The sequence below is a fragment of the Pleomorphomonas carboxyditropha genome (assembly GCF_002770725.1).
Taxonomy (GTDB): domain Bacteria; phylum Pseudomonadota; class Alphaproteobacteria; order Rhizobiales; family Pleomorphomonadaceae; genus Pleomorphomonas; species Pleomorphomonas carboxyditropha.
Map to the genome: position 1 here is coordinate 1 of NZ_NQVN01000027.1, position 12343 is coordinate 12343.

Below are 12343 nucleotides of genomic sequence, written 5' to 3' on the forward strand. Positions count from 1 at the left end.
CAAGGGGCCATTACGAGAGGTCTATCAACGCCTTGTCCAAAACGGAAAAAAGCCAATCGTCGCCATCGGAGCTCTCATGAGAAAGATCATCGTCATCCTCAATGCAAAACTGAGAGACCTCAACGCAAAACAGAGTTGATGACAGCTTTATATGAGGATGATAGCTTTATATATGAGGAACAAAGGGATAGGTCGGGCACACTGGTACCGGAGGCAAATTTCCGGGCACGCTGATTTCCGGGCACGCTGGCGCAATATTTCCGGTCCCGCATGGGCGGGATTATGCCATTTCAATTGCCTGATGAACATTGCCGCCGCTTTCCAAGCGGCGTTTCTCAAGCTGGCCCGGGAATTTGCCCCGGATACGTGGTCAGGCCGAGGTGCGCAGCATGATCTCGGCGTTGAGCAGCACGCGCTCGTTCGGCTGCGGCTCGACGTCCTCGTCGAAGCGGGCGTTGATCTTGTGCAGCAGCAGCTCGATGGCGATGCGGCCGATCTCGTTGTAGTTCTGCGCCACCGTGGTCAGCGGCGGGCAGGTGTAGCGCGACAGCGGGTGGTCGTCGTGGCCGGCGATGCGCAGGTCGCAATCGTCGCCGCGGCCGACCTTGAGGCCGGCTTGGTAGGCGGCGGCCAGCACGCCGAAGGCGATGCGGTCGTTGGCGCAGAGCACGGTGCGCGTCGGAAAGCCGCCCTCGCCCAGCATGCGGACCGCCTCGGTGAAGCCGAAGCGCTCGAAATCCCAGGAGGTATCCGGCAGCGTCGCCACGTAGCGCGGCTCCAGCTTCAGCGCCTCCATGGCGAGGCGATAGGCCTCCCGGCGCTCGGTGGCGTTGCGGTTGACCGAGGGCATGCCGAAATAGCAGGGCGCGTCGCCCGAGCGCGACAGGTAGTCGACGATCAGGCGGAAGCTCTGGCGGTTGTTGGTGCCGACGAAGGCCGAGGCGGCGTCGAGCTGCGAGTCGACGTAGATCAGCGGGATGCTGGCGCCGAGCCGGGCCAGCTTGTCGTGATGCGACTGCACGCCGAGCGGCGCGATGACGACACCGGCGACGTTCATCGCCTTGAAGGTCTCGATCGCCCGCTCCTCCAGCTTCGGCTTGCCGTCCGACGACAGCACGAAGGCGAGATAGCCCGCTTCCTCGGCCAGCACCTCGATGCGGCGGGTCAGCGCCATGTAGAACACGTCGGTCGAGTTGGGAATGATGATGCCGAGGATATTGGTGCGCCGGCGGTTGAGGTTGACGGCGAACAGATTGGGCCGGAAGCCGGATTCCCGGATCGCCTTCTCGATGGCTTCCCGCGTCTGGCGGCGGACGGAATTGGGATCGTTGAAATAGCGGGAGACGGTTGGCCGAGACAGTCCGACATAATCGGAAAACTCTTCCATCGTTCGGATCGTCGTGGTCACTCTGCCATCCCCGTTCCACCCACAACCGGAGCACCACGGCCATTGTAGATGCTTCCATGGCGGGACGCCAATCGGCAGATTGCCGCCCAAAGGCCGGCAAGGCCAAGTGCGCTTCTCGACTGGCGAATTTCGCAGCCGGCATTTCTTGCGTCAAGTTCTAATTTTCCGCATGTAAAAAACATGCCGGCTGAATTTGAGGCGTCCTCACCGGGGAAATGCGGCGGATGCGGGCATGCCCGTCTCAGGGCATGGCGAGGGAGAAAGCCCGGAAGAAAGTCCGGCCCTCCGTCGCCACGTGCCAAAAAACTTATGATCCCTGGACGCCTTTTCGGCGCAAAGCCATTCCACGAAATTCGCTCGCGCCGCACTTGCTTTGCGTTTCTTGCGCCTTTCGCCGCATCTATTCCCGTTCCGCATCGATTTCGATCCGAAATTTGCATTGGACGCATTTATGGCGGGCTTTTAGGCTGACTGCGTTTTCAGCAAAGAGAGTTGGCGGCATGTCCGTCCTGAAGTCCGGAACGCTCAGCCAGGAGCGCATCGTTTTCCTGTTCGCCATCGTGCTGTTCGCCGCCTACGCCGTCCTTCTCGACGGCTTTCTGGCGCCGAACAACCTGGTGGCGATCCTGCGCTCGGTATCGGTGCTGGGCATCCTCGCCGTCGGCATGGGCGTCGTGGTGATCGGCCGCGGCATCGACCTCTCGATGGTGGCGGTGATGGCCATGGCCACCGCCTGGCAGCTCGCCATGATGAACGCCGGCACCTCGCCGCTCATCGCCACGTCCATCGTGCTGGCCGGCGTGGTGGCGGTCGGCATCATCAACGGCCTGCTGATCGCCTATGCCGAGGTGCCGCCGGTGTTCGCCACGCTGGCCACCGCCAGCTTCGTGTTCGGCCTCGTCCGATCGCGCTTCATCGTGCAGGACGCCATACCGGTGCCGCCGTCGGCGTCGTTCATCCTGGAGTTCGGGCAGGCGCGGCTCGCCCACATGCCGATCGAGGTGGTGATGTTCGCCGTCGCCGCCTTCCTGAGCTTCCTGACGCTGCGCTTCACCAAGTTCGGCCGCTACGTCTACTACATGGGCGACAACTTCGAGGCCGCCCGCACCATGGGCATCCCGGTGCGGCCGATGGTGATCGGCCAGTATGTGGTGTCGGCGCTGATCGCCTGGCTGGCCGGCCTGATCACCGCCGCCGGCCTGCAGTCGATCAACACCCGCGTTGTCAACTCGACGCTGCTCTACGACGTGATCCTCGTCGTGGTGATCGGCGGCATCGGCCTCTCGGGCGGCAAGGGCGGCATGCGCAACGTCGTCATCGGCGCCCTCCTCATCGGCATCATGCTGAACGGCATGACCATCCTCGACCTGCCGAACATCTACCAGAACCTCATCAAGGCGACGATCCTGCTCGTCGCCCTCATCGTCGACAGCCGCCTCAACCCGCGCGACGAGCAGGTCGGGCAGCAGGGAGACATCTGATCCGCTTCCGGCGGCCGCAGCGCGATGCGGCCACCGGAAAGGGGACGGGAATTGGAAATCCATCGCTTGGCTCGAGGGGGGCGAAGCGATGCACTCACCGGGTCGGAACCCCTTGAAAAGGAACCACTCATGACCATCAAGACAACGCTGGCGCTTGCCGCTGCCCTCTGCCTCGCCACCCTGCCCGCATTCGCCCAGGAAACCGGCGACCCCGGCCCGGCCTACGTCCAGCAGTCGCTCGCCGGCAAGAAGGTGGTACTGATCCCGCTCGCCCTCGGCTTCGACCTGGCGCAGGGCTGGAACCACTATATCGGCACCGAAGTGCGCGGCTTCGGCGGCGTCTGGGAAACCCGCGATCCCAACTGGGACACGGCGGCCGGCGCCCAGGCGATCACCGATCTGATCTCCTCGGCCGACAAGCCGGCGGCGATCCTCGTCCATACGCCCGACCTCACCTCCTATTCCAGGCTGTTCAAGCGGGCGCAGGACGCCGGCATCTTCGTGATCCAGGTCGACAACCGCTCCAACTTCGCCTCCGACGCCTTCGTCGGCTCCAACTGGGAGACGCTCGGCGAGCTCGAGGCCAAGGCGGCCGTGGCGGCCTGCGGCGAGGGCTCGTCGAAGAAGATCGGCCTCATCCAGGGCGACCAGGTCAACTCGTCGTCGCTCGACCAGTATGCCGGCATCGCCAAGGTGCTGAAGGATCATCCGGACTTCGAGATCGTCGGCGCGCCGGACAGCAACTGGGACGTCACCACCGCCCGCAACGTGGCGACGACGTTGCTGCAGCAGCATCCGGAAGTGTGCTCGATCATCGACTTCTGGGACAACACGGCCGCCGGCACCGCCGCCGCCATCCGCGACGCCGGCCTCACCGACAAGGTCAAGCTGGTGACCACCGGCGGCGGCGAGGAGCTCGACTGCAAGGCGCTGGAGGACGGCACCTTCCACGCCGTGGTCATGACCGACGTCAAGGGCCAGTCGCGCGACATCTCGGCGCTCCTGAAGTTCCTGCTCCAGTCCGGCCTCAAGCCCGGCCAGGCCAAGAGCTGGATCTATACGCTGGAGACCGCCACCACCAAGGCCGATCTCAAGCCCGGCACCTGCTGGAGCCTCAAGGACGTGCAGGCCGCCGAGGCGGCGCTCGCCAAGTAAGGCACGCACGGCGGTCCTCCCTGTTCGAGCCGGGGACCCACGCGCGTCAACGAGGAGGCGGCCGAGCCAGCGGCCGCCTCCATCCGTCGTCCCGGATGGCGGACGCGGACCATTCCGATCCGGCCATGGGCCGGCCGATCGATCAGGTGGAAGTCTCCATGCGCCTACCCGAGAGCCTGTCGCGCCTCATCTACAACGCGATCCCCTCCCACCTCGTCGGCGAAATCCTCACCAAGCGCTGGGCCGACAACCTCGTGCCCTTCCTGCTGCTCGCCGCCGTGATCGCCATCTTCGGCACGGCGATCAACGGCTTCTTCGCGCCGGCCAGCCTGCTCGACACGACGCGCCAGCTCGGCGAGTTCCTGATCGTCGTCATCGGCCTGACCATCGTCATGCTGGGCGGCGGCATCGACCTGTCGGTCGGCTCGATCTACGCCCTGTCCGTGTTCATGTCGGTGGTCGGCATCTATCTCTGGGAACTGCCGGCCTCGCTCGCCCTCGTCCTGGCGATCGCCACCGGCGGCCTGTGCGGCGCCTTCAACGGCGTGCTGATCGGCTACCTGCGCCTGCGCGCCTTCCTGACGACGCTGGTCACCCTGATCATGGGCCGGTCGCTCTACGACATCCTGATCATCGCCTGGGGCAGAGAACTTCAGATGTCGCCGGTCCTCAACGACCGGTTCGACTATATCGGCACCGGTTCGCTCGGCGGCCTGCCGGTGTCGATCCTGATCGCCGGCGTCTTCGCCCTGCTCGCCCACGTGCTGCTCAGCCGCTCGCGGCTCGGCTGGCATATCTCCGCCGTCGGCGGCTCGCGGCGCTCGGCCTACAACGCCGGCATTCCGGTGCGCCGCACGGTGTTCCTCACCTACGTCATCTCCGGCCTCAGCGCCGGCATCGCCGGCTTCCTGTTCGCCGCCCGCCTGTCGGGCGCCGGTCCCGGCACCGGCTCGGGCCTCGAACTCGCCGCGCTGACCGCCGCCGTGGTCGGCGGCAATTCGCTGGGCGGCGGCCGCGGTTCGATCGCCAAGGGGCTGATGGGCGCCGTCGCCGTGCTGACCATGACCAACGGCCTGATCCGCCTCGGCTACGGCACCGGCTCCAACCAACTGGTGCTCGGCTTCATGCTGGCCTTCGCCGTGGTGCTCGACATCCGCTGGGCGAAGAACCGGCACAAGGTGTTGGCCGAGGTCTACGTGGCGCCCGTCCATCACCGGATGAGCGGCGACGAATCGGCGCTGCCGAACGGCGGCGGCGCCTATGCGCTCAACGATCGCCTGTCGGACGCCTCCCCGATCGCCCTCGGCGAGGTGGAGGGACCAGAGGACGTCATCCTCGACGAGGACGGCAACCTCTATGCCGGCACCCGCCACGGCGAGATCGTCCGCTGGTTCGCGCCCGACTACCGGCGCTCGGAAGTGTTCGCCCATATCGGCGGCTTCCCGCTCGGCCTCGCCATGGACCACGACGGCGCCATCAAGACCTGCGTCGGCGCCATGGGCCTCTATTCCATCGCCAAGGACGGCGAGGTGACGCGGCTGTCCACCGAGACCAACCGCTCGTGGGCCTCGGTGGTCGACGACGCCCGCCTGCGCGACCCCAACGACTGCGACATCGGTCCGGACGGCCGCATCTGGTTCACCGATTCCACCACCCGCTACGACGCCCACGACTGGGTGCTCGATTCCATCGAGAGCCGGCCGACCGGCCGCCTGCTGGTCTACGACCCGAAGACCGGCAAGACGAAGACGGTGCGCGACGGCCTGCGCTATGCCAACGGCGTCTGCCTTGCCCATGACGGCCGCTCGATCCTGATCGCCGAGAGCTGGGCCTGCTCGGTGCACCGCTACTGGATCGACGGACCGAAGGCCGGCAGCATGGAATGCCTGATCGCCGACATGCCCGGCTATCCCGACAACATCAACCGCGCCTCCGACGGCTGCTACTGGATGGCCTGGCTCGGCGTGCGCACGCCGACCTTCGACCTGTCGCTGCGCCATCCCGGCTTCCGCAAGCGGATGACCCGCCGCCTGCCGGGCGACGACTGGCTGTTTCCCAACATCAACACCGGCGGCGTCATCAAGTTCGACGAGACCGGCCGCATCGTCGGCACGCTCGGCGACCTCACCGGCAAGAGCCATCCGATGGTCACCTCGATGCGCGAGCACAAGGGCGAGCTGTTCGTCGGCGGCATCCTCAACAACCGCATCGGCCGGTTCAGGATTCCCGGCGCCGATTCGGAATGGACCAGCTGGAAGTCCTATTGGAGCGGCAAGACGCCCCCCGTCGCTGAAGGCGACCCGAGCCAAGCGGCGAGGCGGCGCGACAGCGCCGAAACCGCCCTTCCCGAAGGGAGGGCCTAGGATATGTGGTGGGACGCTCTTCTCGACCCCTTCCGCGGCAAGGCCGTCACCATCCCGCCGATGGACGGCGCCTTCCGGCCCAACACGCTTCTGGAAACCGCCGAAACCTTCGCCGAGGCGGCGCACCCGGAGGCGCTGCTCGTTCACGAGGGGCGGCTGCTGGTCGCCTCCGGCGCCGACCTTCTCGCCTTCCCATTGGAGGGTGGCGCGCCGGTGCCGCTCCATCGCTTCGAGACCCCGATCTCGGCCTTGGCGGCCTTTCCGGACGGCGGCCTCGCCATTGCGCTGGTGGCCGGTGAGGTGCGCATCCTTGGCGGCCGCTTCGATGGGCGCGTCGTCACCGAGGTGGCCGGCCGCCGCGTTCACGCGCCGACGGCTCTCGCGACGGTCGGCGACGGCGTCCTTTATGTTGCCGACGGGTCGGCGCGTTTTTCCGCCGACGACTGGCAGAGCGACCTGATGGCGCACGGGGCGAGCGGCGCCGTGCTGCGGCTCGATCTTGTCGAGGGCGACGGCCGGATCGTCGCCGACGGCCTCGCCTGGCCGGCCGGCCTTCTCGTCGAGCCCGACCGGTCGCTGATCGTGTCGGAAGCCTCGCGCCATCGGCTGGTGCGCATCACCGGCGACGGCCGATCGAAGCCGCAGCCCGTCCTTGCCAATCTGCCCGGCTACCCGGCCCGGCTGACGCGGGCGGCCGGCGGCGGCGCCTGGCTGGCGCTGATGGCGCCGCGCAACCGCCTCGTCGAGCTGGTGCTGAGCGAGCGCGCCTATCGCGAGGACATGATGGCCGGCATTGCGCGCGACCTGTGGATCGCGCCGCAGATGAGCTCGGGCAATTCCTTCCTCGAACCGCTGCAATGCGGCGGCGTCGTCACCATGGGCGTGCGCAAGCCCTGGGCGCCGGGCCGTTCCTACGGCCTGATCGCCCGGCTCGACGACCGTTTCCGGCCGGTATCGAGCCTGCACAGCCGGGCCGACGGCCGCCGGCACGGCATCAAGGACATGGCGGAAATCGGCGGCGTGCTGTTCGCCGCCTCGCGGGGCGGCAACGCCGTGCTCGAAATCGAGACAGGTGCGGCATGACGCTGATCGAGACGCGCGCCCTTTCCAAGAGCTATCGCGGCAACCTCGCCGTCGACGCCGTCGATTTCGACATCGCCGAGGGTGAGGTGCACGCCCTTCTCGGCGAGAACGGCGCCGGCAAGTCGACGCTGACCAAGATGATCGCCGGTGTGGTGCCGCCGTCGTCGGGCGACATACTGCTGGACGGCCAGCCGCTCGGCTTCGAGGGGCCGGCCGATGCGCTGAGGCAGGGCATCGCCATGGTGTTCCAGGAGACCTCGCTGGTGCCGTCGATGACGGTGGCGCAGAACCTCTATCTCGGCGACGAGAAATTCCTGAACCGGCTGCGCGGCGTCGCCATCTCGGCGCAGCAGTTCCTGCAATCGCTCAACTTCACCGTCGATCCGACGGCGACGGTGGCCACCCTCGGCGCCGCCAAGCGGCAGATGGTGGAGATCGCCCGCGCCGTGCGCCTCAAGGCGCGGGTCATCATCTTCGACGAGCCAACGGCGACGCTGACGCCCGAGGAGAAGCGGCATTTCTTCGCCCTCGTCCGCCGGCTCAAGGAACGCAAGGTGGCGGTGATCTTCATCAGCCATGCCCTCGAAGAGGCGCTGGAGATTTCCGACCGCATCACGGTGATGCGCGACGGCGCCCGCGTCGTCACCGACGTCACCGCCAACTTCACCCGCGAGACCATCGTCCGCGCCATGGTCGGCCGGACGCTCCTCGGCGGCGAGGCGGCGCGCAAGACGGCCGTCCGCCCGGCCGGCGACAAGGTGCTGTCGGTGCAGGACCTTTCGATGGGCGCCATCGTCAAGAACACGTCGTTCTCGGTGTTCGCCGGCCAGATCACCGGCCTGTTCGGCCTGGTCGGCTCCGGCCGCACCGAGACGGCCAAGATCGTCGCCGGCGTGATGAAGCGCGACTTCAACCGCGGCGGCGAGGTGGCGCTCGACGGCCGGCCGGTGCGCTACAACACGCCGCGGCCGGCGATGCGCGACGGCATCGTCTACGTCACCGAGGACAGGAAGCTCGAAGGCTTCTTCGAGACCATGTCGATCGCCGAGAACCTCTATTCGGGCCACCTCGCCGCCGGCCAGAACAGGCTGCCGGTGGTCAGCCGCGCCGAGATGACCCGCCTTGCCGAGAGCTGGAGCCGGACGCTCAGCATTCGCGCCATCAACCCGGATGCCCGCGTCGTCGAGCTCAGCGGCGGCAACCAGCAGAAGGTGGTGATCGGCAAGGGCCTGGTGCAGCGCCCGCGCCTCGTCATCTTCGACGAGCCGACGCGCGGCGTCGACGTGGCGGCGATCGCCGAGATCCATCACCTGATCGAGAAGCTCGCCGACGACGGCCTCGCGGTGGTGGTGATCTCCTCCTACCTGCCGGAAATCCTGAAACTCTCCGACCGCATCCTGGTCTGTCGCCAGGGCCGCGTGGTCGAGGAATTTTCCCCGCTGGATGCCAGCGAGGAGCGCATCATGTACGCTTCCGTCCATTGATGGGAAAGCGCAACGACAAGAGGAAAGCCAAGACCATGCCGCATATCTGGACCTATTACCACGGCGCCTGGCACGAGGGCGACGTTCGCGTGCTCGGTGCCAATTCGCACGCCACCTGGCTGGGATCGCTGGTGTTCGACGGCGCCCGCGCCTTCGAGGGCGTCTCCCCCGACCTCGACCTGCACGCGGCGCGCGTCAACCAGTCGGCCAGGAACCTCGGCCTAGAACCGACGCTCAGCGACGCCGACATCATCGGCCTGACGCAGGACGGCCTCAAGAAGTTCGGCCCCAATCCCGCCGTCTACATCCGGCCGATGTACTGGGCCGAGGAAGGCGACGCGTCGGTGGTGGCCGCCGATCCCGCCTCGACCGACTTCGCGCTCTGCCTCGAGCAAATGCCGATGGTCGAGCCGACGGGCTTCACCATCACCACGACGCGGTTCCGCCGGCCGACGGTGGAGTGCATGCCGACCAACGCCAAGGCGGCCTGCCTCTACCCCAACAACGCCCGCATGATCCGCGAGGCGCACGCCAAGGGCTTCCACAACGCGCTGGTGCAGGATTTCGCCGGCAACGTCGCGGAACTGGCCACCGCCAACGTCTTCCTGGTGAAGGACGGCGAATATTTCACGCCGGTGCCGAACGGCACCTTCCTCGCCGGCATCACCCGCAAGCGCGTCATCGGCCTGCTGCGCGAAGCCGGCGAGACGGTCCACGAGATCACCCTGTCGGTCGACGACTTCCGCGCCGCCGACGAAATCTTCTCGACCGGCAACATCTCCAAGGTGGTGCCGGTGATCGGCTTCGACGACAAGGCGCTTGTCTTCGGCCCCAAGGGCCGCAAGGCGCGCGAGCTCTACTGGGCCTGGGCCCACCGCTGAGGATTGATCATGACGACCGTGAAACTCTGGACCGACGCCGAGGTCGAGGCCGATCCGCGCGTCAAGGCGGTGTTCGACGACATCCGCGCCACCCGCAAGTCGGACTTCGTCAACAACTTCTGGCGCGGCCTCGCCAACCAGCCGCAGCTTCTCGAACGCACCTGGGCCAGCCTCAAGGAGGTGATGGTGGCGCCGGGCGAGCTGTCGCCGGTGGTCAAGGAGATGATCTACGTCGCCGTCTCCACGGTGAACGGCTGCAGCTACTGCATCCACTCGCATACGGCGCAGGCCAAGGCCAAGGGCATGACCGAGGGCATGCACGCCGAACTGCTGTCGGTCATCGGCATGGCGTCGGAGACCAACGCCATCGTGCAGGCGCTGCAAATCCCGGTCGATCCGGAATTCCAGGCCTGACGGGGTAGCCAGAATGTCGAAAGCCATGCTGCTCGGCGCACCCGGCGGTCCGGAGGCGCTGAGCTGGGAGGAGGTTGCCGACCGCGCGCCGGCGGCCGGCGAAGCCGCCGTGCGCCATACCGCCGTCGGCGTCAACTTCATCGATACCTACTATCGCTCCGGCCTCTACGCCTGGCCAGAGGCGCCGCTGGTCGTCGGCGCCGAGGCGGCCGGCGTGGTGGAGAGCGTCGGGCCGGGCGTCGAGGGACTGAAGGCCGGCGACCGGGTCGCCTACACGACGCCGCTCGGCGCCTACCGCGAGCGGCGGCTGATCGCCGCCGACCGGCTGGTCAGGCTGCCCGACGGCATTTCCGACGAGATCGCCGCCACCGTCATGCTGAAGGGGCTGACCGTGCAGTATCTCGTCACCTCGACCTTTCCGGTGAAGGCCGGCGACGTGGCGCTGGTGCACGCGGCGGCCGGCGGCGTCGGCCTCCTGATGGGCCAATGGCTGAAGGCGCTCGGCGCCACCACCATCGGCACCGTCGGCTCGCCCGAGAAGGCCGAACTCGCCCGCGCCCACGGCTATGACCATGTGATCGACTATCGCCGCGACGACTTCGTGGCGACGGCGCTTGGCATCACCGACGGCCGCGGCTGCGACGTGGTCTACGACAGCGTCGGCCGCGACACCTGGACCGGCTCGCTGAAATCCCTCCGGAAGCGCGGCGCCTTCGTCTCCTTCGGCCAGTCGTCGGGGCCGATCGAGGGCTTTTCGCTGTCGATGCTGGCGCAGGGCGGATCGCTTTCCGCTTCCAGACCCATGCTGTTCCATTTCATCGAGGAGCGGGCCGAGCTGGAAGCGCGGGCCGCCGACCTGTTCGGCCGCCTCGCCTCCGGCGCCGTGACGGCCGAGGTGCGCCAGCGGTTTGCCTTGTCGGCGGCCGCCGAAGCCCATCGCGCCCTCGAAGGACGGGCGACCACCGGCGCGTCGGTGCTGACGGTATGACGCTCCTCCCTTGAGGGGAATGGCCGGTCCGTGTAGGACGTAAGGCTTATTCCCAATGGGAGCCGGGCCATGGACGACAGGCTGCTGCAAAGCTTCATGACGGTTGCCGAATGCGGCAGCTTCACCATCGCCGCCGACAGGCTGTCGATCACCCAGTCGGCGCTGTCGCGGCAGATCCAGAGCGTCGAGCAGACGCTGGGGGTGGAGTTGTTCGAGCGGATCGGCAAGAAGATCCGCGTGTCGCCCGAGGGCGAGGCGCTGCGCGCCCGCATCAACGAGGTGCTGATCGCCACCAAGAATCTGCGGCTGTCGGCCGAAGAGCTGAAGAAGGGCGAGGCGGGCGTCCTCAAGGTCGGCGCCTGCTCGCAGCTCATCGAGCGCTATTTTCCCGACTTCCTGCGCGAGTGGCAGGACGAGCATCCGCGCGTCGACATCCGGCTCGAGGAAGGCGGCGGCGCCGACCTCGACGCCAAGCTGATGTCGGGCGTCGTGCAGCTCACCATCAATGCTTCCAGCTATGCCCGCACGCCGGACGTCGAGGCGCGGCCGCTCTGCCATCTCGCGGTGCTGGCCATCGGCGCGGCGGAGCGCATCGGCAGGAGCGGCGCGCCGATCGACATCGCCGATGTCTGCTCCCATCCGCTGTTGCTGCTCAACCGCCGCCACGTCAGCCGCGAGATGTTCGACGCCGCCTGCCGCCTCGCCGGGCTGGAGCCGCGCGTCGCCCTCGAAAGCGGCTCGCCGCATACCGTGTTCTCCATGGCGATCGGCAACGTCGGCGTCGCCGTGCTGCCGTCCTCCATCCGGGCGCTGAAGACCGACCTGACCGTCCGGCCGATCGCCATCGACGGACGGCCGGTCGAATTCGAGATCTCCGCCATCTGGTCGCGCTCGACGCCGCTGCCGGCCTACGGCCGCCGCTTCGTCGACGCCCTGGCCGCCCATATCGCCCGCGAGCAGGATCAAGGATCGGGGACCGCAGCGGTCGCTTGAAAGTATTTTCCGCCTCAGTCGCCGGCGGACCTCCGGTCCTTGGCTTCCGCTCCGCTTTGCGCCTGACGAGGCGATGCTCGCCACGTCAGGCCC

The 12343-nt window shown here is 67.3% G+C and carries 10 protein-coding genes and 1 pseudogene; 10 read left to right on the plus strand and 1 reads right to left on the minus strand.

Going from position 1 to position 12343, the window contains the following annotated elements; all coding sequences use genetic code 11:
* A pseudogene (locus CJ014_RS28235) lies at positions 1-139 on the plus strand (IS110 family transposase); the annotation flags it as partial.
* 231 nt (positions 140-370) lie between these two features.
* On the opposite strand, the gene CJ014_RS23925 reads toward CJ014_RS28235, so the two are convergent.
* Complete coding sequence (locus CJ014_RS23925) at positions 371-1387, minus strand: LacI family DNA-binding transcriptional regulator (protein WP_100083023.1); 1017 nt, start codon at positions 1385-1387, stop codon at positions 371-373.
* A gap of 521 nt (positions 1388-1908) precedes the next feature.
* Here CJ014_RS23925 and CJ014_RS23930 point away from each other — a divergent pair.
* The 9 genes from CJ014_RS23930 to CJ014_RS23970 all read left to right on the plus strand — a co-directional run bounded on the left by CJ014_RS23930 (position 1909) and on the right by CJ014_RS23970 (position 12250).
* Positions 1909-2889, plus strand: a complete 981-nt coding sequence (locus CJ014_RS23930) for an ABC transporter permease (RefSeq protein WP_100083024.1) — start codon at positions 1909-1911, stop codon at positions 2887-2889.
* Positions 2890-3018: 129 nt separating this feature from the next.
* Positions 3019-4044, plus strand: a complete 1026-nt coding sequence (locus tag CJ014_RS23935) for a sugar ABC transporter substrate-binding protein (RefSeq protein ID WP_100083025.1) — start codon at positions 3019-3021, stop codon at positions 4042-4044.
* 158 nt (positions 4045-4202) lie between these two features.
* Entirely contained in the window at positions 4203-6407 is a 2205-nt protein-coding gene (locus tag CJ014_RS23940) for an ABC transporter permease (protein ID WP_100083065.1), read from the plus strand.
* Between the two features lie 3 nt (positions 6408-6410).
* The gene (locus CJ014_RS23945; protein WP_100083026.1) at positions 6411-7490 is read left to right on the plus strand and encodes an SMP-30/gluconolactonase/LRE family protein; all 1080 of its coding nucleotides are present in this window, start codon (positions 6411-6413) and stop codon (positions 7488-7490) included.
* Positions 7487-8974 (plus strand): sugar ABC transporter ATP-binding protein, encoded by a 1488-nt coding sequence (locus CJ014_RS23950; protein WP_100083027.1) that lies wholly within the window; start codon positions 7487-7489, stop codon positions 8972-8974. The genes CJ014_RS23945 and CJ014_RS23950 overlap by 4 nt, the downstream gene beginning before the upstream one ends.
* Positions 8975-9009: 35 nt before the next feature.
* Entirely contained in the window at positions 9010-9855 is an 846-nt protein-coding gene (locus tag CJ014_RS23955; RefSeq protein WP_100083066.1) for a branched-chain amino acid aminotransferase, read from the plus strand.
* Between the two features lie 9 nt (positions 9856-9864).
* Positions 9865-10269 (plus strand): carboxymuconolactone decarboxylase family protein, encoded by a 405-nt coding sequence (locus tag CJ014_RS23960; RefSeq protein WP_100083028.1) that lies wholly within the window; start codon positions 9865-9867, stop codon positions 10267-10269.
* Between the two features lie 13 nt (positions 10270-10282).
* Positions 10283-11257, plus strand: coding sequence for a quinone oxidoreductase family protein (locus CJ014_RS23965; RefSeq protein WP_100083029.1), 975 nt, complete (start codon positions 10283-10285; stop codon positions 11255-11257).
* Positions 11258-11326: 69 nt separating this feature from the next.
* Entirely contained in the window at positions 11327-12250 is a 924-nt protein-coding gene (locus CJ014_RS23970; protein ID WP_100083030.1) for a LysR family transcriptional regulator, read from the plus strand.
* Positions 12251-12343 lie beyond the last annotated feature (93 nt).